General features: G+C 68.3%; 31 protein-coding genes. 24 read left to right on the top strand and 7 right to left on the bottom strand.

What is annotated here, in order from left to right:
- Positions 1-25: 25 nt before the first annotated feature.
- From ACN0TP_RS00125 to ACN0TP_RS00155, 7 genes are all read right to left on the bottom strand, one after another.
- Positions 26-928, bottom strand: a complete 903-nt coding sequence (locus ACN0TP_RS00125; protein WP_372698490.1) for a DUF4031 domain-containing protein — start codon at positions 926-928, stop codon at positions 26-28.
- Between the two features lie 51 nt (positions 929-979).
- Positions 980-1,453, bottom strand: a complete 474-nt coding sequence (locus ACN0TP_RS00130; RefSeq protein WP_417215221.1) for a HEPN domain-containing protein — start codon at positions 1,451-1,453, stop codon at positions 980-982.
- Entirely contained in the window at positions 1,450-1,788 is a 339-nt protein-coding gene (locus ACN0TP_RS00135; protein ID WP_417215223.1) for a hypothetical protein, read from the bottom strand. The genes ACN0TP_RS00130 and ACN0TP_RS00135 overlap by 4 nt, the downstream gene beginning before the upstream one ends.
- A gap of 334 nt (positions 1,789-2,122) precedes the next feature.
- Positions 2,123-2,503: a flagellar assembly protein FliW gene (locus ACN0TP_RS00140; RefSeq protein ID WP_417215224.1), complete on the bottom strand. Its 381-nt coding sequence runs from the start codon at positions 2,501-2,503 to the stop codon at positions 2,123-2,125.
- The gene (locus tag ACN0TP_RS00145) at positions 2,500-3,438 is read right to left on the bottom strand and encodes a flagellin (protein ID WP_417215226.1); all 939 of its coding nucleotides are present in this window, start codon (positions 3,436-3,438) and stop codon (positions 2,500-2,502) included. The genes ACN0TP_RS00140 and ACN0TP_RS00145 overlap by 4 nt, the downstream gene beginning before the upstream one ends.
- An 11-nt stretch (positions 3,439-3,449) precedes the next feature.
- Entirely contained in the window at positions 3,450-4,844 is a 1,395-nt protein-coding gene (flgK, locus tag ACN0TP_RS00150; protein WP_417215228.1) for a flagellar hook-associated protein FlgK, read from the bottom strand.
- A gap of 9 nt (positions 4,845-4,853) precedes the next feature.
- Positions 4,854-5,339, bottom strand: a complete 486-nt coding sequence (locus ACN0TP_RS00155; RefSeq protein ID WP_417215230.1) for a flagellar protein FlgN — start codon at positions 5,337-5,339, stop codon at positions 4,854-4,856.
- A gap of 250 nt (positions 5,340-5,589) precedes the next feature.
- On the opposite strand from ACN0TP_RS00155, the gene ACN0TP_RS00160 reads away from it, so the two are divergent.
- The 24 genes from ACN0TP_RS00160 to fliP all read left to right on the top strand — a co-directional run bounded on the left by ACN0TP_RS00160 (position 5,590) and on the right by fliP (position 24,333).
- Complete coding sequence (locus ACN0TP_RS00160; RefSeq protein ID WP_417215232.1) at positions 5,590-6,405, top strand: sigma-70 family RNA polymerase sigma factor; 816 nt, start codon at positions 5,590-5,592, stop codon at positions 6,403-6,405.
- 111 nt (positions 6,406-6,516) lie between these two features.
- Complete coding sequence (locus ACN0TP_RS00165) at positions 6,517-7,362, top strand: flagellin (protein ID WP_417215234.1); 846 nt, start codon at positions 6,517-6,519, stop codon at positions 7,360-7,362.
- A gap of 134 nt (positions 7,363-7,496) precedes the next feature.
- Positions 7,497-8,810, top strand: a complete 1,314-nt coding sequence (gene fliD, locus ACN0TP_RS00170; RefSeq protein WP_417215236.1) for a flagellar filament capping protein FliD — start codon at positions 7,497-7,499, stop codon at positions 8,808-8,810.
- Positions 8,810-9,229 (top strand): flagellar export chaperone FliS, encoded by a 420-nt coding sequence (gene fliS, locus ACN0TP_RS00175; RefSeq protein WP_417215238.1) that lies wholly within the window; start codon positions 8,810-8,812, stop codon positions 9,227-9,229. Before fliD ends, fliS begins: the two co-directional genes overlap by 1 nt.
- Positions 9,230-9,254: 25 nt before the next feature.
- Positions 9,255-9,521: a hypothetical protein gene (locus ACN0TP_RS00180; protein ID WP_417215240.1), complete on the top strand. Its 267-nt coding sequence runs from the start codon at positions 9,255-9,257 to the stop codon at positions 9,519-9,521.
- Positions 9,522-9,675: 154 nt separating this feature from the next.
- Complete coding sequence (locus ACN0TP_RS00185) at positions 9,676-10,017, top strand: flagellar basal body rod protein FlgB (RefSeq protein WP_417215242.1); 342 nt, start codon at positions 9,676-9,678, stop codon at positions 10,015-10,017.
- A 1-nt stretch (position 10,018) separates the two neighbouring features.
- Positions 10,019-10,411, top strand: a complete 393-nt coding sequence (locus ACN0TP_RS00190; protein ID WP_417215243.1) for a flagellar basal body rod protein FlgC — start codon at positions 10,019-10,021, stop codon at positions 10,409-10,411.
- Between the two features lie 23 nt (positions 10,412-10,434).
- Positions 10,435-10,719, top strand: a complete 285-nt coding sequence (gene fliE, locus ACN0TP_RS00195) for a flagellar hook-basal body complex protein FliE (protein WP_417215245.1) — start codon at positions 10,435-10,437, stop codon at positions 10,717-10,719.
- The gene (gene fliF / locus ACN0TP_RS00200; RefSeq protein WP_417215247.1) at positions 10,719-12,359 is read left to right on the top strand and encodes a flagellar basal-body MS-ring/collar protein FliF; all 1,641 of its coding nucleotides are present in this window, start codon (positions 10,719-10,721) and stop codon (positions 12,357-12,359) included. Before fliE ends, fliF begins: the two co-directional genes overlap by 1 nt.
- Positions 12,356-13,387, top strand: a complete 1,032-nt coding sequence (gene fliG / locus ACN0TP_RS00205) for a flagellar motor switch protein FliG (RefSeq protein WP_417215249.1) — start codon at positions 12,356-12,358, stop codon at positions 13,385-13,387. The genes fliF and fliG overlap by 4 nt, the downstream gene beginning before the upstream one ends.
- Positions 13,377-14,012 (top strand): FliH/SctL family protein, encoded by a 636-nt coding sequence (locus ACN0TP_RS00210; RefSeq protein WP_417215250.1) that lies wholly within the window; start codon positions 13,377-13,379, stop codon positions 14,010-14,012. The genes fliG and ACN0TP_RS00210 overlap by 11 nt, the downstream gene beginning before the upstream one ends.
- The gene (locus tag ACN0TP_RS00215) at positions 14,009-15,352 is read left to right on the top strand and encodes a FliI/YscN family ATPase (RefSeq protein WP_417215252.1); all 1,344 of its coding nucleotides are present in this window, start codon (positions 14,009-14,011) and stop codon (positions 15,350-15,352) included. Before ACN0TP_RS00210 ends, ACN0TP_RS00215 begins: the two co-directional genes overlap by 4 nt.
- The gene (gene fliJ / locus ACN0TP_RS00220) at positions 15,352-15,780 is read left to right on the top strand and encodes a flagellar export protein FliJ (protein WP_417215253.1); all 429 of its coding nucleotides are present in this window, start codon (positions 15,352-15,354) and stop codon (positions 15,778-15,780) included. The genes ACN0TP_RS00215 and fliJ overlap by 1 nt, the downstream gene beginning before the upstream one ends.
- A complete protein-coding gene (locus ACN0TP_RS00225) occupies positions 15,777-16,532 on the top strand; it encodes a C40 family peptidase (protein ID WP_417215255.1) in 756 nt (251 codons plus the stop codon). The genes fliJ and ACN0TP_RS00225 overlap by 4 nt, the downstream gene beginning before the upstream one ends.
- A gap of 8 nt (positions 16,533-16,540) precedes the next feature.
- Positions 16,541-17,857 carry a flagellar hook-length control protein FliK gene (locus tag ACN0TP_RS00230; protein WP_417215257.1) on the top strand — a complete coding sequence of 439 codons (1,317 nt, stop codon included), beginning with the start codon at positions 16,541-16,543 and terminating at the stop codon, positions 17,855-17,857.
- A gap of 11 nt (positions 17,858-17,868) precedes the next feature.
- Positions 17,869-18,306 carry a flagellar hook assembly protein FlgD gene (locus ACN0TP_RS00235; RefSeq protein WP_417215258.1) on the top strand — a complete coding sequence of 146 codons (438 nt, stop codon included), beginning with the start codon at positions 17,869-17,871 and terminating at the stop codon, positions 18,304-18,306.
- 60 nt (positions 18,307-18,366) lie between these two features.
- Positions 18,367-19,197, top strand: coding sequence for a flagellar hook-basal body complex protein (locus tag ACN0TP_RS00240; RefSeq protein WP_417215260.1), 831 nt, complete (start codon positions 18,367-18,369; stop codon positions 19,195-19,197).
- 107 nt (positions 19,198-19,304) lie between these two features.
- On the top strand, positions 19,305-19,565 hold the full coding sequence (locus ACN0TP_RS00245) for a flagellar FlbD family protein (RefSeq protein ID WP_417215262.1): 261 nt from the start codon (positions 19,305-19,307) through the stop codon (positions 19,563-19,565).
- A 3-nt stretch (positions 19,566-19,568) separates the two neighbouring features.
- Positions 19,569-20,384, top strand: coding sequence for a motility protein A (locus tag ACN0TP_RS00250; RefSeq protein ID WP_417215263.1), 816 nt, complete (start codon positions 19,569-19,571; stop codon positions 20,382-20,384).
- Positions 20,381-21,199, top strand: coding sequence for an OmpA/MotB family protein (locus ACN0TP_RS00255; RefSeq protein WP_417215265.1), 819 nt, complete (start codon positions 20,381-20,383; stop codon positions 21,197-21,199). The genes ACN0TP_RS00250 and ACN0TP_RS00255 overlap by 4 nt, the downstream gene beginning before the upstream one ends.
- Before the next feature lie 70 nt (positions 21,200-21,269).
- Positions 21,270-22,205, top strand: coding sequence for a flagellar motor switch protein FliM (locus tag ACN0TP_RS00260; protein ID WP_417215267.1), 936 nt, complete (start codon positions 21,270-21,272; stop codon positions 22,203-22,205).
- Positions 22,202-22,948: a flagellar motor switch protein FliN gene (fliN, locus tag ACN0TP_RS00265; protein WP_417215269.1), complete on the top strand. Its 747-nt coding sequence runs from the start codon at positions 22,202-22,204 to the stop codon at positions 22,946-22,948. Before ACN0TP_RS00260 ends, fliN begins: the two co-directional genes overlap by 4 nt.
- Positions 22,949-23,512 carry a FliO/MopB family protein gene (locus ACN0TP_RS00270; protein WP_417215271.1) on the top strand — a complete coding sequence of 188 codons (564 nt, stop codon included), beginning with the start codon at positions 22,949-22,951 and terminating at the stop codon, positions 23,510-23,512. It begins immediately after the preceding gene.
- Positions 23,491-24,333, top strand: a complete 843-nt coding sequence (gene fliP / locus ACN0TP_RS00275) for a flagellar type III secretion system pore protein FliP (RefSeq protein ID WP_417215273.1) — start codon at positions 23,491-23,493, stop codon at positions 24,331-24,333. Before ACN0TP_RS00270 ends, fliP begins: the two co-directional genes overlap by 22 nt.

A 24,333-nucleotide genomic window follows, 5' to 3' on the forward strand; every position in this document is an offset into this window, starting at 1 on the left:
GCCGGCGGCTTTAAGGAGCGGCGGTTCAGGGTGCCGGAAAGCCGAGATCGGCCAGTTCCGCTGTGAGGTTCTCCCGGGCGGCGACTTCCCACAGGTCCCTTCCGGTGGCTGTCGCGTAGAGCGGTTCGGTGGCCAGCAGCGTGCGCAGCACCTGGGCCCGGCCGACGGCGAAGTCCGCGGCGGGGACGTGCGAGTACTCGCGGCGTACCGCGGCGGCATAGCGGGTGTAGGCGGGCCGCGGACGGGCCAGGACCTCCAGATCCGCGTCGCACAGCAGGCGCCCGGCGGCGTCGTCCGCTTCCGGCCAGTGGGTGGCCGTCAGCCGGACCAGGCGGGCAACCTCGGCCACCTCGTCCGCGGGGACCCCTGCCTGCGGCAGCAGCTGTTCGGCCAGGCGGGCCGATTCCTCCTCATCCTGGCCGGCGACACCGGCGTAGACGGCGTCGTGGAACCAGGCGGCCAACCACGGTGCCCGCGGATGGGGCCCGACCGCTTCGCCCCGAGACCGCAATAGGTCCAGGGCGCGCAGCACGGCCAGCAGGTGGGCCCGGTCGTGGTACTGCCGGTGCGGTTCGGACCACCGGGTGATCAGCTGTGCAGCGAGGCCCGCGTGGCCGGGCAGCAGGCGGTCCCACGCATCGGCGAGGACCCCGTCGAGGCGCTCGGGGCGTTGCCGGGCCGGGATGCGCACCCCGGAACGGATGAGGCGCCGCGCCAGCTCGGTGGCCGGGACGGGCAGGGCCCCGCGTGCGACCAGGTCGTCAAACCGCTTGCGAGGTACGTCGTAGTGGTCACGGTCGAAGGCACGTGCGGGCAGGTCGGCGGCCGCGGCAAAGGCATGGAGTTCCTCGACCGAGATGTCGGAGACCAGATGTGAGAACTCCGTGCCGTGGGCGGGCCACAACGGGGGATCGATGAGGATGGCCATGCGCCCAGATTACCGGCAAGACTTCTGGCTGGGGGACGAGAACTGCAGGCATCAATAGACGGGCATGCTGTCCAGGACCGTGGAAGCACGCTGAATGATGATTGCAGCGGCTGTTCCGGCTTCCGCGACATCGTCAGGTGACGCCACGGATCGTTCAAGACTTGGGTACTCGGTGTCGTTGCGCAGTGGCCGCATCCAGCTGAAGGGCTCCAGATCCTTGCCCAGTGGTGGGTGAAGTTGTGCACGGACGGCCTCATACAAGGTGGCGTGGGCTCCCGCGCCCTTCGCTCGAAGGCCCTCGTTGGCCAGGATCGCTGCCAAGGCCTTTCGGGCGGCGTCGTAGGCAAGTTGAAATGCGCCGGCGGTATCCACCGAAGCGAGAAGTCGTGAGGACTCCAAGTGCGTTTGTGCCTGAGTGATCATGAGATCTGCCAGTTCACGGCTGGCAGAGACTCGTTCGAGTTGTCCGCGCTTCAGAAGATCGTCGATGACTGCTCGACCCTGCGTCCAGTGGTTGATGCTCATGCCGTGTCCTGCAAGGTGAGCTCGACGATTGGCTGGTTCTTGACTGTTCGCTCGAAGGGGCCGTCACCGTTGTCCCAGTCGGTACGGGTGGACCGATGAATGTTGACCTCGCGGCCCAAGCGGCGGCTCGCTTCAGCAGAGGCATGCGCCAGATCTGTGCGGGTCGGAGACCCGAGGACCAAAACGTCGATGTCGTGTGGCGGGGGGCCGGGAATTCCGGATCGCCGAGCGGCCCAGGAACCATAAATGTAAGCGGATTCCACGCCCTTGATATCGGCAAGGACATCTTGAAGGACTGGTCGCGGACCGTAGGTGTCGATGACGATCTCGGACATTGGGCCGTAGATACGGTTCGAAGTGTTCGCCCTGACGACTCGGGTTCGGCCGACCCTACGATCAATGAGGAGTCCGAAGTCGACCAGGCGCCCCACTTCCCGGTGGACTGTGGCCCCCAAGGCACCGGTCAGTCGGGACAACTCACTCAGGCTGAATTCGCGTTCGGGGCTCAGCAGGAGCACTGCAAGGATGTCGCCCTGGGCGTCGGAGCGCATGAACGGTGAGAGCGAAGGGCTAAGACTCTTCATATTCGATGATGATACATTCATCGATTGTGAAAGTGAAGACGCATGCTTTCCGCATTTGGGTGACTTCCTCTGAAAGCCACCCGGATCAGGCAGTGGCGCCCAAGGGGGAGCGCAACGGCCAGTCCTGGCCCTCGAGGATCACCTGGGCGCAGGCCCCGGTTTCCGGGTTGACGAGCACGGGAGCCAGCAGGTTCACTGTGGCCTCCCGGTCGGAGGTGTTGACCATGGTCAACACCGAGAGCTGCTGCCGGGCGGGGGAGCCGACCAGGGCCAGCTGCTCGGCGGAGAACCGGGGCGTGTAGTCCGGCAGGTGGGTGGCCGCATCCAACACGAAGAAGCGGATATCCGGGCTGGTGGCCGAATCCAACGAGTAGAGGCCCACTGCGTCCTGGACCGGCTCGAGGGTGAACTCGGTCAGATCGGAGAGGCCGGGCAGCGGGGCGGCGAAGGCCAGGCGCGTGCTCATCGCAGGAAGTCCATCAACGTCGGCTGCAGGACCTTGGCCGAAGCGGCCAGGGCGGCCTGGTAGGCGACCTCCTGGGTCTTCAGGTCCAGGATCGCGGTGCCGAGGTCGACGTCTTCCACCGCGGAGCGCTGGCCCTCCAAAGCCACCGCCTCGTCCTTCAGGGATGCATCGGCAGCCAGGACCGTGGCGTGCCGGACACCGACCGAGGTCTGTGCGTCGCGCACCTGCTGCATGGCGGAATCTACGTCGCCGATCCGCGTGGAGATGTTGGTTCCCGCGCGCAGGTCCTTGATGATGTTGCTGATCAGCGAGAACACGTCGTCTCCGCCTTCCGTGGCTGGACCGAAGACGGCCGTGGCATCCGTGTCCACGCGGATGGTCGTGTTGGCGCCGGTGCGTCGTTCGACAGTGCCGCCGGCCACCGGGTTGAAAACGACCTTCGTCTCGCCCGCGACGGGTTTTCCGTTGTCGTCGAGTACAGGTTCCGCCGTCACTGCGGTACCGGTGTCGGATGTGCCGGCGAAAACGGTACGGCCCGCGTACTTGGCGTTGGCAGCATCCATCAGGCTGTCGCGCAGCGTCTCAAGCTCGATGGCGATGGCTTCCTTAGCGCCGGCATTGATGCTGCCGTCGTTGGCTCCGCGGACCGTGAGGTCGCGAACCCGGTTGAGGATCGTGGTCGCGGAGGCCAGCGCTGTGTCGGCGGTGGCCAGCCAGCCCTGGGCATCCCCGACGTTGCGGCTGTACTGGGCGTTGGCGCGGGTCTCCGCGCGGACGGCCATGGAGGTGGCCGTGCCCGCGGGGTTGTCGCTGGGCTTGGAGATCGCTTCCAGCGAGGAGGCCTTGGTCTGTGCCGTGGCCAGGCGCTGCATGGCGGTCTGCAGGTTGCGCTGGGCCGCGGCGCTGATGGCTGCGTTCGTGATGCGGGTGATCATGGTTCCTTCCCCTAGCGCCCGACGATGCCGGTGCGGTTGATCAACGTATCGAGCATCTCATCGACGGCCGTCATGACACGGGCCGCGCCCTGGTAGGCGTGTTGGTATGCGAGCAGTGCGACGTTCTCCTCGTCCAGGGAGACGCCGGTCGCTGCCTGCTGCTGCGAAGCTGCAGCATTATGGGCGAGGGCTGCATTCACTGACTGCTGTGCCTCGGCCTGGGCAGCCAGGCCAGAGGAGACGACGACGGTGGACCATTGGTCGTCGGCTCCGCCTTTCTCCGTGGCCAGCTGGGCGATGGCCAAGGCATTGGAACCGTCCAGCTTGCCGCCATCCTTGCTTCGGGTGGCCAGCTCATTGGCCGAGGAGACGACGACTGTCAGGCCGGCCGCCGTCGTTGCGGTGGGATCGAAGAAGTTCCCGCCGGGGAGATCGTCGCCGGTGATGCCCTGTTGGTGGGCGGCATTGACGGTCTCGGCCAGGTTCTTGGCCACGGCGTCCAGCGAAGAAGCCATCTGGGCGATGGCGCCCCCGGTGCCGGTGTCGTTGGCCGGCCCAAGCAGGGACAACGCGCCGGCGATGCGTCCGCCTTGCACGTCGAAGTTCACGGTCGGGGCGCCACCAGCAGCAGAAGTCTCCAGGGACGTGCCGCCAGCGATTGTCAGTTCATGAGGGGTCTTCCCCGAGACGAGCACATCGTTGCCGATCTTCACCTCGAAGACACCCTCGTTTTCGCCTGACGTTGCCCCGGCGAGCTCAGCCAGCCGGGTGACCAGCATGCCCCGCTGGTCCAGCAGCTCATTGGCGTTGCCGCCGGCGGCGATGGTGGAGGTGATGCTGGCGTTGAGTTCGGCGACGCGTGCCGCCGTTGAGTTCACTTCGGCGGTCATGGTTTCCAGTGCGGAATGCTGGGCCGACCACTGGTCGGAGAGTTCGCCGTGCATGAGCTTCAACCGTGCGGCGACGTCGTTGGCGCTGGAGATCAGCACGGTGGCCGGTGCCGCCTCGCCGGGCTGGTTCGCGACGCCTTCCCAGGCGTTCCAGAACTTGCCCAGGATCGCCGACAGGCCGTTCTCGCCGGGCTCGCGCAGGGTGGCTTCGATGTCCATGAGTGCGGCGGCGCGGGTGTCGGCCTGGCCGACAGCACCGGAAGTGGCGTTCAGCCGGGCCTCCAGGTGGGCGTCGGCCAAACGGGAGATGCCGGCGACGGAAACTCCCTGGCCGAGTCCCGGGCGGGAGGCGATGAGCCCCGTGGAAGCGAGGGCGCCGACGGCGGTGAGCTCGGCGCGCTGGCGCGTGTAGCCGGGGGTGTTCACGTTGATGATGTTGTTTCCGGTGGTCTCCAGACCCACGCGGGCGGCATTCAGCCCGGTCATCGCCGTGTTCAATCCACTGAAGGTGCTCATGGTCTCGTCCTAGAGTCTCGTGTCGATGATGCGGGCGCTGCCATGGGCACCGGCCTCGGCCCCGGTCTTGCCGTAGCCCGGTCGTTCGTCGTCAAGGGTGGCCAGCGTCTCCTGCGTCGAGCGGTAGGCAGCGCGGAGGTACTGGTCATTGGCGTCGCGGAGGGTGGCAATCTCTGCGGTGATCTCGCGTAGCGCGCTCAGGTGTGCTGCCAGGATGTCGGTCCACGGCCCTTGGGGAGCGTGGGCGGCGATGTCGGCCAAGGGGGAATCGGTGGGGAGCCCCCATGCCTCGGAGACGGAAGCGGCTTCCACGGAGCGGGCCAGCCCAGCGGCGTGCACCTTTTCCAGAACGCTCTCCACCTCGCGGGTGGCCATGCCGATCCAGCGGCTTTTCCCGGAGACCAGGAGGAGTTGTTCCTCTTCGAGCTTGAACTGGAGAAGCTCCAGCAGCTCACGTTCTTTCCACAACAGTGCGGATAATTCATTGGCACTCATGGCCACGATCCCCTCGGCTTGTCGGGTAGACCTCACGCCTATCTTCAACGGTGCCCCCCGGCATACCCGAGTCTATCGGCCGGTTTTTGGGTGCCGTTAGGAGGGCCGTAGAAGAAGAACAAAATGGGGGCTACCCAAATTCCACAGAGTTAAACTATTATCTCCTGTGGGGGGGATCTTCGCTCTGCCCCAAGCGACCAGTATGGCTGGCCGCTATTTACTTGATTGGGGCGAGTAAGTGGATAGTTCTGTGCGCAACCAGATGGTTGTCGACAACCTTCCGTTGGTCGGATACCTGGCCGCGGAGATGTGTGCCAAGGCCACGCATCTCTCGCGTGAGGACCTGGTCTCCGTGGGCACGATCGCCCTCATCACGGCGGCCGACTCCTTCGACTCGACATTGGGCGTTCCCTTTGGAGCGTATGCGCGCCGGCGCATCGTCGGCGCCTTTGCCGACGACATGCGTTCCAGCGACTGGGCCACCCGTGGCGCCCGCAAGCGCATCAAGGAAACCAAGAGCGTCCAGGAAACCTTGACCTCCGCCTTGGGGCGCACTCCGACGACGGCGGAACTCGCCGGGGCACTTGGTGTCGCCGAGGACGAAGTCCACGCAGCCATGCAGGACGCCGCCCGCACCGTCGTGGGCATCGATGACGTCATGGCCGACTACCTGGTCGCCGAAACCGAGACGCCCGAGCAGCGATTGCTCGCCGATGAACGCACCGCCATGGTCCGCACAGCGGTCACGGTCCTGCCGGAGAAGATGCGCCACATCGTCCAGCGCATCTACTTCGAAGGGTCCAGCGTTAAAGAGGTCGCTGCCGAGTTGGGGATTACCCACTCCGCGGTCTCCCAGCAACGTTCCGAGGCCACGCGGCTCCTGCGTGACGGTCTGCAGACCCACTATGCCGATGCCGAGCAGAAGATTGCTCCGGAGCCGGTGTCCCGTGTGGCAGCGCAGCGCCGCAGCGGATACCTGAAGGCCTTCGGTGAGCAAGCTGCCGGCGGGATCGCCCGCAGCGCCGAAGCCGTGCACCGGCTCAACCCGGCCGCTCCGGCATTCTGACGAAAAATCTTCCAGTTCCCTGCTAACGATCCACGGTCAGCCTGCCGATAGGTGGGGTTGAGGTCCACGGATGGACCTCGCACGAACACCCACTTCACGGAGGAAATCACCATGGGTATGACCGTTAACACCAACCTTTCTGCGATCAACGCACAGCGCAACCTGAGCAACACGCAGAATGACCTTTCCAAGTCGCTGGAGAAGCTGTCCAGCGGACTGCGCATCAACCGGGCCGCCGATGATGCGGCGGGTCTGTCGATCTCCGAGGGCCTGCGCTCGCAGGTCAACGGCTACACCGTGGCAGCACGCAACGCCCAGGACGGCATCTCCGTCATCCAGACCGCTGAAGGTGCACTGACCGAGGTCCACTCCATCCTGCAGCGCATGCGTGATCTGGCTGTTCAGGGATCCAACGACTCGAACAATGATGCTTCACGCGCGGCCATCCAGAAGGAAGCCGACCAGTTGGGCGCCGAGCTCAACCGCATCCAGGAGTCGACCAACTTCAACGGGATCGATCTCCTAAAGGGTGGAGATCCGCTGAAGTTCCAGGTCGGCGCCGATGGCAACGCGAACAACATGATTGCCGTCACTCTGGGGGACATTGCAACCGCAGTGGGCACATTGGCAGACACGGATGGCAGCGGCGCAGCAGGATTCGATGTGGCCGACCACACCGTCGCGCAGACCACTATCGAGTCCATCGATACCGCCATTGCCGCGGTATCGGCTCAGCGCTCCGATCTCGGTGCCGTGCAGAACCGCTTCGAGTCCGCGATCAACTCGCTGAACGTCGGTCGCGAGAACCTGACCGCTGCCGAGTCCAGGATCCGCGACGTCGACATGGCTGCCGAAATGGTCAAGTTCACCCGCTCGAACATCCTCTCCCAGGCAGGCACCTCCATGCTGGCCCAGGCGAACCAGTCGAACCAGGGTGTACTGAACCTCCTGCGTTAGTCCACTGACGCACTGAGGTAATCAGTTCCACGAACGGTGTGTGGCGGCCGGACCGGCCCCCCGCCAGATAACGGCCGCCACCCGCCGTTCGCGGAACCCATCTCGCAGTAACCGCAGCCACCTAAGGGGTATCCATGGGCATCGCCCTCGACGGCCTGTCGTCCGGTCTGGACACCACAGCCCTGATCAATACGTTGATGCAGGCCGAGGCCATCCCGCAGAACATCCTCAAGAACAAGGTCTCGGCAACGCAGACCATGATCTCCGCACTGCAGGCCCTGAACACCAAGGTCGCCGACCTGGCCGAGTTGACGAAGAAGACGGCCAAGCCGGACTCCTTGCAGTTGTTCATCACCACCAGCAGTTCCGATGCGGCGAAGGCCACCGCGGGCAGCGGTGCAGCACCCGGCTCCCTCGACTTCACAGTCACCCAGATCGCCCAGGCCCAGGTATCCGTCTCGGCCCCAATCACCGAGTGGACCGAGACCTCGTTCTCGATCACGAAGGCCGACGGAAGCGCGGTCGACATCACCGCGGACTCCACGTCGCTCGACGACGTGGTCCGCGCGATCAACAACTCCGAGGCCGGCGTCAAGGCCGTCAAAGTCTCGGCCGGCAACGACACCTACCGCCTCCAGTTCTCCGCCGCCGAAACCGGTGCCGCCGGTGAATTCAGCATTTCAGGTGCTGCCGGGGGAGCGCTCACCCAGGTGAAGGCGGCCCAGGACGCGAGAGTCACGCTCTGGGCCGGCACCGCCGCCGAGCAGACGGTCACCTCGTCCAGCAACACCTTCGAGGACCTGCTGCCCGGCGTCGACATCACTGTCGCCAAGGTGTCCGCTGATCCCGTGACCGTCACCGTCGCCCGCGACAACGAGGCCGCTGGCAAGGTCGCAAAGGACCTGGTCGACAGCCTCAACGGGCTCTTCAAGTTCATCTCCGGCAACTCCTCTGTTACCTCTGGTGCCGACGGTGCCACCAAAGCCATGATCTTCACCGGTGACAGCACCGCCCGGGACGTGAACCAACGGATCCTCTCCGCCGCCACGCTGCCGGTGAACGGCAAGTCACCGTCGGAAATCGGCATCAGCATCAACAAATCAGGCACCATCGACTACGACGCCGAGAAGTTCCAAGCCGCCCTTGCCGACAACCCGGCGCAGGTCGAGGCGACCCTGCAGGAAATCGCCTCCCGCATCAACACGGCAGCGGCCGGGCTCTCCGACAAGTACGACGGCCAGATCACCGCCCGCATCAAGGGCCAGGAGTCGACGGTCACCCGACTGGGCGATCAGGTCGAGGACTGGGACCGCCGCCTGGCCACCCGCCGAGCCACCCTGGAGAAAACCTATTCCGCCATGGAGGTCCAGCTCAGCGCGCTGAACGCCCAGTCCTCCTGGCTCACCAGCCAACTGTCCTCGCTCCCCTCGACGAATAGCAGCTCCTGATGATGATGAATGCAGCCCAGAAACGCGCCCAGCTCAACCGCGAGGCCATCCTCTCCGCGAGCCCGGCGCGCCTGTTGACGATGCTTTACGACCGCCTCCTGTTGGACCTGGGTCGGGCCGAGGCCGCCCAGCAGAACGAGCAGTGGGCCGTTGCCTCCGAGAACCTGATCCACGCGCAGGCCATCGTCGCCGAACTCTCCAGCACGCTGAAGGCCGATGTGTGGGACGGCGCAGCGGACCTGATGGCGCTCTACACCTACGTGACCACCGCGATGATGAACGCCAACACCAGCCGTGACGCGGCGACGACGCGCCAATGCATCGAGCTGCTCGAACCGCTGCGCCAGAGCTGGCACGAGGCAGCACAGCAGCAGGCCACTGCCGCGCCGTCGGCCGCCGGGGCCCTGCGTGTTGGATAGGACCGAACATGCAGCCTGGACGCACGTGCTGGAAGACCTTGAGCACCACCTGGAAGCGGACCCGGCACCCGAGGCCGGCACCGGTGGCGTGCCCTGGACCCCGCCGGCCGGGCTTGGTCCACTGCCCGCGGAACTGGCGCCCCGTGCCCAGGCGCTCGTCGCAGCGCTGAATGCCGCCGCCGCCCGAACCGCCGCCGCGCGGGACGGGATCGCCGCCCACCTGGCAGCGGTGCGTTCGGTGCCGCTGGCGGAGGACGGCGGATCGTCGGTGTACCTCGACGTTGCCGGCTGAGCTGGACCGCAGCACGCACGGAAAGGTTTTCGTCGAATCTTGAAGCAATCGCTAACGGGCCGGTGACCCCGGCCGATGGTTGCCAGTGAGCACGGATTGCTCACCCCTTTTTGGCCCACGGACGGGCAGTGTCTCGATCTTGGAGCGGTAAGCCGTGTTCGAATCCGTCACGTCGGTCGCGCTGGAAAGCGCCCTCGATGGCCTGGCCCTGCGCCAGCGCGCCATCGCCAACAACATCGCCAACGTCAATACGCCCGGCTACCATGCCGAACGCGTCTCCTTCGAGGACACGTTGGCCCAGTCCGTGCGCGACGGCGACGGGCATGCGACAGCCACCACGGCACGGTCGCTGGAACCCACACGGCTCGACGGCTCGAACGTGAACATGGACACCGAAACGCTCTCCAACATCGACACCGTGCTGCGCTACCAGTTCGCCACGCAGGCCGCCTCCGGCACCTTCAACGGCATCCGCACCGCCCTGAGGAGCAACTGACATGGCCCTGGACGCCATCGGCATCGCCGGAACCGCACTGACCGTGCACCGCAAATGGCTCGACGCCGTCGCGGACAACCTCTCCAACATCAACACAGCCACCTCCACCAACGGCGACGCCTTCCGTGCCCGCTACGTGCTGGCCCAGGCCGGCGGCGCGGACAACGGCGTGTACGTCGCCGGCACCGAACTCGGTGACGCCGCAGGCCGGGTGGTCCACGAACCGGACCACCCGCTGGCCGATGAGAACGGCAACGTGCGCTACCCGGACATCGACTACTCCGAGCAGATGGGTTCGCTGATCATGGCCCAGCGCGGCTACCAGGCCAACGCGGCAGTGGTGGACCGGGCCAAGGAAACCTACCAGGCAGCCCTGCAGATCGGACGCAACTGATGCCCGCCGTCATCCCCCCTGTCATGGGGGTTTCGCCCACCACCGCCACCGGCTATGCCGGCAAGACCGAGATGCCCTCGACCGACGGTTCGCAGTTCGCGACCTCGCTGACCGGGGCCATCGACAACGTCCAGTCGCTGCAAGCCACCTCCAACGACCTGGCCATCAAGGCGGTCACCGGTGACCTCACCGACATCCACGCCGCCACGCTGGCCTCCAGCCGTGCGTCCATCGCCCTGGAAATGGCAGCCACGTTCCGCAACCGCGGTGTCGAAGCGTTCAACGAGATCATGAGGATGCAGGCCTGATGGCAAACGTTCCCGCGCCGCTGGCCAAGCTGGGCACCACCCTGCGCGGCTTCACCATTGGCCAACGCACCATCGCGATCATCGGCATTGCCGTGCTGGTGCTGGGCGGCATCGCCCTGGCCACCTACGCCACTCAGCCGAAGTACTCGCCGCTGTTCAGCGGGCTGGACGGTGCCGATGCCTCGGCGATCGTGGACCAGCTCAAGACCGACGGCGTCCCCTACGAGCTCTCCAGCGGCGGCTCCACCATCATGGTCCCCCAGGAGAACGTGTACGACGCGCGGCTGAAGGCGGCAGCCGCCGGCCTGCCCACCGCCGGCGCGGGACAGGCCGGCTACTCGCTGTTGGACAACATGGGGGTCACCTCCAGCGAATTCCAGCAGTCCGTCACCTACAAGCGAGCGCTCGAGGGCGAACTGGCCAAGACCGTCGAGGCGCTGGACGGCGTCAAGATGGCCTCGGTGAAGCTGGCCATCCCCGAGGAGACCGTCTTCGTGGATTCCAAGGTGGACCCGACCGCCTCGATCTTCGTCGAAACCACCCCCGGGACCACGCTGACCCGCGACCAGGTCCAGTCAGTGGTGCACCTGACCTCAGCCGCCGTCGACGGGCTCAAGCCGGACAACGTGGCAGTCGTCGACGCCGCCGGCACGCTGCTCTCCGCCGTCGGCGTGGGAGCCACCGGGGGAGTGGACGCCCAATCCTCCGACTACGAAGAGCGGACCCAGGCCGCGGTGCAGGGCATGCTGGACCGTGTGGTCGGCCGGGGCAACGCCACCGTCGCCGTTGCGGCCGACATGAGCATGGAATCGGCGCAACGCAAGGAGGAGTCCTTCACCGACCCCGAGGGCAAGCCCGCCCTGACCGAATCGACCAAGACCGAGAACTACGCGGGTGGCGCCGGAAACGGAACCGGTGCCGGCGTCCTGGGGCCGGACAACATCGCGGTGCCGGAGAACGCCAACGGCGACGGCACCTTCACCTCCAAGAACAGCGACCGCACCAACGCCGTCAACAAGGTCACCGAGGACCGCACCATACCCGCCGGAACGCTGACCCGCCAGACCATTTCCGTGGCCCTGGACGCCAACGCAGCGCCGGGACTGGATGTCAAGCAGGTCACCGAGATGATCAGTGCAGCTGCCGGGGTCGACAAGGCCCGGGGCGACCTGGTCAGCGTGAACCTCATCCCGTTCAATGCCACCGACGCGACGGCCGCGCAGGACGCCCTGGCCGCGGCCAACGCCGATGCCGAGGCGGCCCGCCAGGCGGAACTGACGCGGACCCTGGTCATCGCAGGTGCCTCGGTGCTGGCCCTGCTGCTGGTGCTGGCCGTCATCCTGTTCCGCCGCCGCAACAAGGCGAACCGCGAGCCGCTGGACATCGGGGAGTTCCACGAATACGAACCCCTGCAGGACACCTTCCAGTCCCTCGACGCCCCGTCCACCACCTCCATCCCCTCCATTCCGGTCCCCTCGGCAGTGGCCGCACCCATCCCGGTCCCGGCACCGGGTGCGGGGTTCGGGGCGGACGTCGACGCCGCCCGGAAGCGTTCCGAACTCGACGCCATGGCAGCCTCGGACCCCGCCATGATGGCCGACTACCTGCGCACCGTCATGGATGATCGGGCCAACGCATGAACCCGCCCGCCGAGGTAGCCATCACGCAGCTGACCGGCACCCAGAAGGTCGCCGTGGTGCTCATGCAGATGGACCGCGCCAACGCAGCGGCCGTCATGCGCCAGTTCTCCGAGGCCGAGGCCGATGAGATCGCCGCCGAACTGGTGCGCCTGCGCCGGGTGGAGAGCGACGTCGCCGAACGGGCCCTGGACGAAGTACACGAGCTGACCAGCACCGGCAAGGCCGGCGCCCGCGGCGGCAAGGACTTCGCCGCCGGCCTGCTGGAGGCATCGTTCGGTTCCGAACGCGCCTCCTCCACGCTGGACCGGATCGCCAGCACCCATGCGGGACGCAGTTTCGAGTTCCTCGGTTCGGCCGAGGCGACCCAGATCGTCTCGCTGCTGGACGGCGAATTGCCGCAGACCATTGCGCTGGTCATCGCCCACCTGCCCGCGGACATCGGCTCCGCGGTGCTCGCCGGCTTCGAATCCGAGCTGCGCACCGACGTCGCCCGCGCCCTGGCCACCATGGGATCTGCGTCCCCGGAATACGTCAGGATCGTCGCCGAGGCCCTGCGCTCCCGGGCCGGCTCCATGGTGGGCCCACGCGAGGAGGTCGACGTCGTCGGCGGCATCCAGCCGCTGGTGGACATCATCAACCGCTCCGACGTCGCCATGGAACGGGACCTGCTGGCCAGCCTGGACGCCAACGACCCCGAACTGGCCGAAGAGGTCAGGTCGCGGATGCTCACGTTCGCCGACCTGGTGAAGTTCGACCGCCGCGACGTCCAGCGCGTGTTGCGCGGCGTGGACCCCAAGATCCTCGCCCTGGCCCTGAAGGGTGCCGCGGAACCCGTCGTGGCGACGATCCGCGCGAACATCTCCGACCGCACCCAGGAGATCCTCAACGGGGAGATCGAGGCCATGGGCAAGGTCAGGGTCTCGCAGGTCGAACAGGCCCGCGCCGACATCGTGCGCTCCATCCGCCAGCTCGAGTCCGACGGCGAGATCACCGTGCAACGCGGGGATGAGGACGACTATGTACTCTGAACCGTTTGCCGCGGCCGCCTCCGCCCCCGGCGATTTCCGCCCCGCCGTCTTCTCCACCCTCGCGTCGGTCGCCTCCGCCGGCGAATCCGCGGCCGCCCGCACCAGCGGCTACGCCGCGGGCTATGCCGCCGGCCGGCGGGCCGCCGAGGCCGATGTGCGCGAACTGCGCGCCTCCCTGCAGCGCCGCCACGAGGACGCCGAGGCCGAACGCCGCCGCAGCCTCGAGGCAGCCGTGGCCACCCTGGACAGCGCCTCCGCGGCACTGCGGGCCTGCACCCTGCCGATCGTCGAGGACGCCGCGCAGCTGCTGGCCGCCTCCGCGCTCGAACTGGCCGAAGCGGTGCTCGGCACCGAACTGCTGGACACCGAGCACGGTGCCCGCGCCGCCCTCACCCGCGCCCTGGCGGGCATCGAAACCTCCACCACCCAGGCGGTGCGCCTGCACCCCGAGGACCTGGCCGCCCTGCCCGCCGGCCTGCACCTCGACGAGCGCATCACCCTCGTCGCGGACCCCTCCTTGCGGCGCGGGGACGCCATCACCGAGTTCGACGACGGCTACCTGGACGCACGCATCTCCGCGGCCCTGGCCCGCTGCCGCGACGCCCTGCGCGGTGACGACGCATGAGCACCCTGACGGCACCGAACCGTACGACGGCGGGATCCAGGCTGCGCGATCTGCCCACCCTGTTGGCCGCGGCCCGCCCGGCCCGCGTCGGCGTCGTGACCTCCATCCTGGGCCTCGGCCTCGAGGTCTCCGGCCTGGCCTGCCCGGTCGGCGCCGTCGTGCACATCGGTGCTGCACGCATCCCCGCAGAGGTCGTCGCCGCCACCCGCGCCACGCTGCACTGCATGCCGTTGGGCGCCCTCGAATCGATCTCCGCCGGCGACGAGGTCCACACCACCGGACGCCCGGCGCTCATCCCGGTGGGCCACGGGCTCATGGGCCGGGTCATCGACGGACTCGGCCGTCCCATCGACGGCAAGGGCCCGCTGGCCGGCCACGAACTGGTCGCCCTGGAAAACGAACCGCCTTCGCCGATGGAGCGCACGCGCATCAGCGAACAGCTCCAGCTCGGGGTCCGCGCCCTGGACACGATGACGGCCGTCGGGCGCGGCCAGCGCATCGGACTGTTCGCCGGTTCCGGCGTCGGCAAGTCCTCGCTGCTGTCCATGGTCGCCCGCGGCACGAACGCCGAGGTCAACGTCATCGCCCTGGTCGGCGAGCGCGGCCGCGAGGTGCGCGAATTCCTCGAGGAGGACCTCGGACCCGAGGGCCTGGCCCGGTCCATCGTCGTCGTCTCCACCTCCGATGAACCCGCCAGGATGCGCCTGCGTGCCGCCTTCGCCGCCACGCGCATCGCCGAGCACTTCCGCGACGGCGGCTCCGACGTGCTGCTCATGATGGACTCGCTGACCCGGGTGGCCATGGCCCAGCGGGAAATCGGCCTCTCCGCCGGCGAGCCACCGGCCACCCGCGGCTACCCGCCGTCGACCTTCTCGCTGCTGGCCCGGCTGCTCGAACGCGCGGGAACCGACGCCACCGGGTCCATCACCGGGATCTACACGGTCCTGGTCGATGGCGACGACCACAACGAACCGATCGCCGACTCGGCCCGCTCCCTGCTCGACGGGCATGTGGTCCTGGACCGCAAGCTCGCCGTCGCCGGGCACTTCCCGTCCATCGACATCCTCGGCTCCGTCTCCCGGGTGGCCTCCCGCGTCACCACCCGCGACGACGTCGCCACGGCGGCCTCGCTGCGCCGCATCCTCGCAGCGCGCCGGGCGGCCCAGGACCTGCTCGACGTCGGTGCCTACCAGCGTGGGACCAACCCGCTGGTCGATGCCGCCGTCGACCACGAGGAGGACATCAACTCCTTCCTTTGCCAGCGGCTCGATGCTCCAGTTCCCGCCACGGCTGCCTGGTCCGAACTCACAGCACTGGTGCGCGGCATGGGGGTGGCCTGATGTCCCGCGCCTTCCGCCTGGCCGGCCTGCTGCGCCTGCGCGAATTCCAGGAGGCCCAGGCCGCCGGCAAGCTCGCCGCCGCCAACTCCGGGCTGCGCGACGGGCACGAACGCGTCAACCGGTTGCGCGCCCGCGCCGAGGCGATGCCGATGGAGGCCGACGGGGTCGAGGCGTTGCAGGCGGTGGCCGCCGTGCGGGCCTCCACCCGCGGCATGCTCCTGGAACTGGATTCCCTCGTGGAGAGCCTGGCCGAGGAGGCCGACGCGGCCCGTGACGGCTACCGGCTGGCCCGCCGCGACGCACTGGTGCTCCAGAAGCTCGGCGAACGCCACCAGGCCGCGCTTACTGCGGAGGACCTGGCCCGCGAACAGGCGGCACTGGATGAAGTGGCGTCCCGGTCACGACGAGGAAAGGACCACCGGTCATGAGCATCACCGAAGCGCTCGGGCGCATCACCACCATCCAGTCGACCCTGGCCCAGGTCTCCGGTGCCACCCAGCGCACCACCATGGTCGCCTCGACCGCCGCCGCGTCCTCGCCGAACACCGCAGCCTCCGCCGCCGCGCAGCTGGCGGCGACCACCCTGGCCGGCACCAATGGAACCACGAACGCCGACGCCTTCACCGGGGCACTGGCCACCGCGCTGAAGACCGACCCGTCGGCCGCGACCGCCACCAAGGGTGCCGCCGGCACCGACGCGGTCGGACCCGTGAAGAAGCACGGCTCCACCACCGGAGCGGATGTGGTGGCCACCGCGAAGAAGTACCTCGGGGTGCCCTACGTCTGGGGCGGGAACAACCCGGCGATCGGGCTGGACTGCTCCTCCCTGGTCCAGCATACCTTCCGCGACCTCGGCATCGACCTGCCCCGCGTCGCCCGCCAACAGGCCACCGTCGGCACCGAGGTCCCCTCACTGGCCCAGGCCAAACCGGGCGACCTGCTGGTGCTGCGCAACGGCAAGCACATCGGCATCTACCTTGGCGACAACCAGATGATCCACGCACCCCGCCCCGGCGAAAAGGTCAGCATCCGCGAACTGTTCGAGAAGGACAAGGACATCATGACCATCCGCCGGATCGTCCCGGCCGAGGCCCCCGTCGCCGCGACGCCGGCCGCGGCATCGGGTGGCGCGGCAGCCCTGGCCCTGCAGCAGGCGGCCTTCGCCGGGGCAGCATCGTGAACGCCCTGATGAGCACCCTGGCCCTGGCCCAGGCCCCGGCCAGTACGTCCGCCAGCGGTTCGGCGTCCGGTGGCAGGACCACCGCCGCGCACGACGCCGGTGCCTCCTTCGGCGCGACCCTCGCCGGGCACCTCGAAACCGTCGGCGCGAACACCACCGGTGACACCGCCGGCGGACCGGCAGCCGGCGCTGCTACCGACGCCGCCACCGACGTTTCCACCGACTCCGAGACCACGGCACCGCTCCTGCTGGTCCCGAGCCAGATCACGCCACCGGCGGACGTCGCCGTACCCGGTACCCCGACCACCGTGGCCGACGCGGGGGAGACCGCCGACGCCGACGCCACTACCGATGTCGCGGTGGAGACCGACGCGACGGCGACGGCAGATCCGACGGCCCCCGTGGCCGCCGATGCTGCAGGCGCAGAGTCTTCGACCGCCGGCACCGTGCCGTCGGCCCAGGTCCCGGCAACGGGGCAGCCGCCGGCGGCACCCACCAACCAGGCCGGAACGCCGGCCAACGTGGTGCCCGCCCCGGTCGGCAGTGCTCCGGCCGGCCCCCTGGTGTCGGCACCCCAGGCCACCACCGGCACGGGCCATTCCGCGGCCCCGGCCCTCTCCGCGATCCCCGGCACCACGGTCCCCGCCGCCCCGGCAGATGACGCCGCCACCGCAGTGACGCCTGGGACACCCGTTGCCTCGACGTCGACGCCCACACCATCCAGCACGGTCCACGCGCCCGGCAGCCAGTCGGTGCCCTTCACCGTGGCACCCCAGCCGACCCCCGCCGTGCCCACCGTTGCCCCCGCCGCGGCACCACAGCAGCCCGAACCCCTCAACCGCCAACTCGCCGGACCCATCGCCACCCTGGCCACGGGCCCGCACGGTGACCGGACCATGACCGTCAACGTCGCCCCGGACGGGCTCGGCCCGGTCACCGTCAAGGCCCACCTCGGAGCCGAGGGCCTGCGCGTGGAGTTGACGGCACCGACGGACGCCGGCCGGGATGCCCTGCGCAACCTGCTCGGCGATCTGCGGCGCGATCTGGCAGTTCTCGGCCACGGGTCCGTCAGCCTGGCCACCGCCGACCGTCATGATCCGGGTCCGGGAACGGGGAACGGGCAGCAGCCCACGAGTCCCGGCAACGGCCAGCAGCAGGGTGCCCCAGGGCACCCGGGCGGCCAGCGAACCCCGCCGGGCCAGCACAGCGGCACCGGCGGGCGGGGCCCAGCCCCCGACGTCGTACCCGTCCCCACCCCGCCCGCCGGAGGGGCCGGATCCACCGGCACCACCCAGTACCCCGCCCGCCTCGACGTGTTGGCCTAGGAAGGATCACCATGACAGTCCCAGCGATCGAGCCGACCCAGTTCGGCGCCACCACGCAGCCGGTCCGCGCGCCCAAGCAGACCATGGACAGCGAGGTCTTCATGCACCTGCTGGTCACGCAGCTGGCCAACCAGGACCCGAGCTCGCCCATGGACACCAACGACATGATCGCCCAGACCACCCAGTTGGCCTCCATGGAGCGGCTGAACGCGCTGAGCTCGACCCAGGATTCGGCGTTGGCCATGCAACAACGCGCGGCCGCCGCCTCGCTCATGGGCCAGGAGGTCACCACGGCGGGGGACACGCCCCGGACGGGGATCGTCAGCGCCGTCTCCTTCGCCGGCGCCGAACCCACTGTCACCATCGGCGACACCCAGATCCCGTACTCGCAGATCGCCTCCATCCGCTCGGCCGCCGCACCGGCCGATGCACCGGCAGAAGCCAGCTAGACACCCACCACGTCACCACCACCGACCAGCACCACCGACCGCTCCGCTGAAAGGCACATCATGCTCCGCTCGCTGTATTCCGGCATCTCCGGCCTCCGCGCCCACCAGACCATGCTCGATACCACCGGTAACAACATCGCCAACGTGAACACCGCCGGGTTCAAGTCCTCCTCCACCCAGTTCCAGGACACCCTGTCCCAGATGACCCAGGGCGCCACGACCCCGCAGGCCGGCGCCGGTGGCGGCAACCCCGCCCAGGTCGGCCTCGGCGTGCAGGTCGCCGGCATCAGCACCAACTTCGGCCAGGGCTCCACCCAGAGCACCGGCAAGGCCACCGACATGATGATTTCCGGCAACGGCTTCTTCATCACCCAGCAGGGCAACACGACCACGCTCACCCGGGCCGGGGCCTTCGACTTCGACGGACTGGGCCAGCTGACCAGCCCTGACGGCGGAATCGTGCAGGGCTGGAACCTGGACGCCACCGGTCAGACCACCGGTGGGCTGACCGGCATCACGCTGGACCCGAACCTGCCGAATCTGGAGTCCTACACGCTCGGTTCCGATGGAACCCTGACCGGCAACTTCAGCGACGGGACGCAGACGCCCATCGCCCGCATCGCCCTGGGGACCGTCGCCAACCCGGCGGGCCTGCAGAAGGCCGGCAACTCCGGCTACACCGTCACCGCGAACTCCGGCCAAATGCAGGTCGTCGCCGCAGAGCAGGGCGGTGCCGGCTCGATCATCGGTGGTGCGCTGGAGATGTCCAACGTGGACCTCTCGCAGGAATTCACCAACCTGATCGTCGCGCAGCGCGGCTTCCAGGCCAACGCCCGCATCATCACCACCAGCGACGAGGTCCTGCAGGAACTGGCCAACCTCAAGCGCTGATCCCCACCGCGGCGCCGGAAGCCGTGACGCAGACCTGGGAGAGGTGGTGTCACGCGCCTAACGGCGCCGCCCGGGCTGCCGAGAGTGTGGTCTGAAAGGACGGGCCCATGATCGTCGTGACCCGGCTGAACACCAGCCGCTTTGCGATCAACCCCGACCTCATCGAAAGGATCCAGGAAAACCCCGACACCGTGCTGATCATGTTGAACGGCGCGAAGTACGTGGTGGTGGAACCGATGGAGGAGGTCATTGAGCTGATCGCGCAATTCCGCGCCCGCGTCGTCTCCACGGCGCGCACGCTGGACTCCACGGCGCCCACCGGCCCGACCTCCGATGGAACACTCCCGCTGCGCCCGAGGACGGTTTAACCCATGGATCCCGCAACCCTTATAGGGCTCGTGCTGGCCTTTGGCGCCATGTTCACGATGCTGATCATGGAGGGCGCCAACGTCACATCCATCCTGCTTCCCGCACCGATGATCCTGGTCTTCTTCGGGACCATCGCCGTCGGCGTCGCCAGCGGAACGATCAGCGACGCCCTGGTCGCTGTGAAGGCCCTGCCCAAGGCATTCAAGGGGAAGGTCGAGTCGCCCAAGGCCCTGATCGACCGCCTGGTGGCCCTCGCCGAGGTCGCCCGCAAGGACGGCCTGCTGGCCATGGAGCACGAGGCCGCCGAAACCAAGGACCCGTTCCTGGCGCGTGCCCTGCAAAACCTCGCAGACGGCGTCGACGGCGAGGACCTGCGGCTGCAGCTCGAGGACGACATCGCGACGAAGGAAGGCACCGACGCGATCGGGCACAAGTTCTTCTCCACCATGGGCGGCTTCGCCCCCACCGTCGGCATCATCGGCACCGTCGTCTCGCTGACCCACGTGCTCGAAAACCTCTCCAAGCCCGACGAGTTGGGGCACATGATCGCCGCGGCCTTCGTGGCCACCCTCTGGGGCCTGGTCTCCGCCAACTTCATGTGGCTGCCCATCGGCGCCCGGCTCAAACGGCTCTCGGAACTCGAAGCCGACCGGATGGTCCTGGCGATGGAGGGGGTGCTCTCCATCCAGGCCGGCAGCCAGCCGATGCTGTTGGCCGAACGCCTGCGCGCCATGGTCCCCGCGCACGAGCTGGCGGAGGGCAAGTCCAAGGGCAAGGACGACGGCCCGTCGCTGGATGGACTGCAGGAAGCGGCATGAGCCGCGGCCGGGGCGGCCGGCGCAAGAAGCCGGAAGAGGGCCACGGGGGAGAGGAACGCTGGATGGCCTCCTACATGGACATGGTCACCGTGCTGATGTGCCTGTTCATCGTCCTGTACGCGATGTCCACCGTTGACACCGCGAAATTCGAGAAGCTCAAGGCATCCCTGGCCACCGGATTCGGCGTGGAGCAGTCGCAGACGGTTGACACCGCCGAAGGTGTCATCGTGCCGCCGGAAGACGCCGGCCAGAAGGGCCTGCTCACCAACCAGGACGTCGCACAGGACACCCGCGAGCACCTGATGAAGATCGCCGAAGCCGAGAAGGCCGACCTGGAGGCGCTGCGCCGCAAGATCGAGAAGCGGCTGGCGGCGACCGGACACCGGGGCGCAGCTGACTTCACCGTCGACCAACGGGGGCTGACCATCCGGCTGGTCAGTGCCGAGACCTTCTTCAAACCCAACAGCGCCGACCTGACGGCCAATGCCTCCGAGGTCCTGGAGGCCATCGCCCCCGTGCTGGCCCCGACCAAGCGTTCCTTCGAGGTCGAGGGCTTCGCGGACGTCGTGAAACCCGTGGACCCGTACCCGACCAACTGGGAACTCTCGGCCAGCCGGGCGACACGGGTGCTGCGTTCCCTGGTCGAGGACGGCGGGGTGCGCGGGAACAAGATCGCCTCCGTCGGCTACGGGGATGCCCGCCCCGTCCCCGGGAAGAAGAACCTGGCCCTGAACCGCAGGGTCGACGTCGTCGTCCTCTCCGACCAGCCCGAAAACGTGCGCTCGCTGCTGCCCTCCGTGGTCCCGCGTTCGTAGCAGGGGCGTTCGGCCAGGAACCTTCGAGGCACCGCTTACATGGGAGCGGAACCGTCCGATAGTGGACCCCGTGACAGTCTCGTCCGTGGACCGGCCCGCCGTAGGAGCGCCCGATCCCGAATCCCCGCCCACCCGTGCCGTGCAGGTCTACGACTTCCGTCGTCCCGCCACACTGGCCCGGGAGCATTCGCGCATCCTCGAACTGGCCTTCGAGACCTTTGCCCGCCAATGGGGCACCCAGCTGACCGCCAAGGTCAGGGTCATGTCACAGGTGACCCTCTCCGGTGTCTGCATGAGCACCTACGACGACTACGTCTCCGACCTTCCGGCCACCACCGCCATGATCCTGTGCGACATCGAGGGCCTGGAGGCCAAGGCAGTGGTGCAGTTCCCCGCCGCCGGGGCGCTGAACTGGGCCTCGCACATGCTCGGCAGCCCGACCCCCGTCGACGTGCCGGAACGAAAGTTCACGCGCATCGAACTGACCCTGTTGCGCCGCATGCTCGACGAGACACTCGAGGACCTGCACTACTCGATGGGCTCGCTGCTCGAGTCGCCGCTGACGGTCGACACCGTGCAATACAACTCGCAATTCGCCCAGGCGGCCCCCAAATCAGAGGTGTTCATCGTCGCCACGTTCACCGTGAGGGTGGGGGAGCGCAGCATCATCTCCACCATCGCGCTGCCCGCCGATGCGGTGCTTCCGCAGCTCGACGCGGCCCACACCAGCCAGCACGCCGACGCCGGCACGGGCACCCCCGCCGAGCGGATCGCCCGGCAACTGGCGGCGATCCCGATTGATGTCGCCCTGGAACTGACCCCCAAGCTGGTCACCCCGCAGTTCGTGCTCGACCTGTCGGTGGGAGACGTCTTGTCCCTGCCGCACCCCTCCCACCAGCCCCTGCAACTCAGCGTCGACGGACGCCGCCTCGGCCGTGCCGCCGTGGGCACCCGCAACGGACGCATCGCCGCCGTCATCGTTTCCACCGAGGAGAACCCCGCATGACCATCAACCAGACCAGCCAGCCGGTCCTGCACTCGACCGAGCTCTATGTCTCGGCGGCCGAGGCGCTTGCGGCCGTGCTGCCCACCACCCGGACGCTGACCGCCCGCATCCACACCGGTGCCCGTGACTGGTCGCTACTGGGCGGCTCGGGCGAAACCGTCACCGCGACCTTCGTGGGGCAGCTCTCCGCCGACGTCGCCGTCCACCTGGACGGGTCCCTGCTCGCAGGCACCGAGGGCATGGACGCCTCGCTCATCTCCGTCGCCGATGTGCTGCGCCCGGCGCTGGAAGCGGCCACCGGGGTGCTCGGCACCGGCGTCCTGTCCCCGGCCACTGCAGCGACCGCCGAAGCCCTGCTGGATGACACCGAGACAGTGGTCTTCGCCCTGGAATCCGCGGGCCAGACGGCCGGCTGGTTCGGCCTGCGCATCCGCGACCACGCCGGTCGCGATGTGACCGTGAACGGCTCCCAGGACCCGGGGCACGACGTCGGTTCCCGCCTCGGTCGCATCAACAACGTCGAGATGGCCCTCACCGTGGAAATCGGCCGCACCCGCATGGCGGTCCGCGATGTGCTGAACCTGGAACAGGGCACCGTCGTGGAACTGGACCGCTCCGCCGGGGCCCCCGCCGACGTGCTGCTCAACGGCCGGCTCATCGCCCACGGCGAGGTCGTGGTGACGGACCAGGACTACGGCATCCGCATCACCCGGATCCTCGACGTCGCGGAAGGTCTCGGCTAGTTGGAGAACCTGTTCCTGGTCCTGCGGGTCATCGTCTCCCTGGCGGTGGTCCTGGGGCTGCTCTATGTCCTGCGCCGGAAGCTGGTGCCCCGCGCCGGTGGTGCGGGACAGCGCCGGGAGATCTCAGTGGTTGCCCGCCAGGGCATCGGCGCGAAGACCTCGGTGGCACTGGTGGACGTCGGCGGCAAACGCTACCTGCTCGGCGTGGGGGAGCAAGCGGTCAACGTCCTGGACAGCTACGCGGCCCCGGTCGCCGATGAGCTCGAACCCGCGGCCAGCGCGCGGGGGCGGCTGTTCGCCCTGGACCTCGATGACGCCCGCCAGCGCGGCCGGCGCCCCGCGACCACCGACCCCCTCGAGGCATCGGACGATGCCGCATCGCCGCAGGACCCGGCCGCCGGGGACGATGCCCCGGCACCCCTGACCCGACGCGACCTGCGGTTCGGACGCACCACCGCCCCGGCAGCCGACGGAACGGAGCCCGGCTCCCCGTTGGCCGGTTCGATCCTCTCGGCACAGACCTGGCGACAGGCCGCCGCGGCATGGCGCCGCGGCCCGTCGTGACCACCGTTCCCACGCCGGCGCGGACCCGCACCCCGCACCGGTTGCTGCTGGCGGCGCTGCTGCTGCTGGCGGTGGCAGTCCTGCTGCTGGCCACCGCAGCTGCGGGCCACGCGGCCCCCGTCGAGCCCTCGCCCGGAACCGACAACGGCGGACTGTCCATCGACATCAACGGCCCCAACGGGACGCCGAGCTCCGCCGTGGTCACCCTCATCGCGATCACGCTGCTCTCCGTCGCACCGGCACTGCTGCTGATGATGACGTCCTTCACGAAGATCTTCGTGGTCCTGGCGATGACCCGCAACGCGCTGGCACTGCCGACGATCCCCCCGAACCAGGTCCTCGCCGGCCTGGCGCTGTTCCTGTCCCTGTTCATCATGGCCCCGGTCCTGACGCAGATGAACGACCTGGGCGTCCAGCCCTACCTGAACGGCACCCTGGACCTGAACCAGGCCCTCGCGACGGGCGTCGCTCCGCTGCAGGACTTCATGGTGGCCCACACCCGCGAGGAGGACATCGCCCTGATGACCCGGGCCGCAGGCATGGAAAACCCCGCCTCGCCGTCCGACGTCGCCTTGACCACGCTGATCCCCGCCTTCATGATCTCCGAGCTCCGCGCCGCGTTCATCATCGGGTTCGTGATCTTCGTGCCGTTCCTGGTCATCGACCTGGTGGTCGCCTCGGCCCTGATGTCGATGGGCATGATGATGCTCCCGCCGGTCATGATCTCCCTGCCTTTCAAGATCCTGCTCTTCGTGCTGGTGGACGGCTGGGGACTGATCATCACCGCCTTGATCGGCAGCTACGGCGCGGGTGGTGGCTGA

It is taken from the genome of Arthrobacter sp., assembly GCF_048266065.1.
Lineage (GTDB): Bacteria > Actinomycetota > Actinomycetes > Actinomycetales > Micrococcaceae > Arthrobacter_H.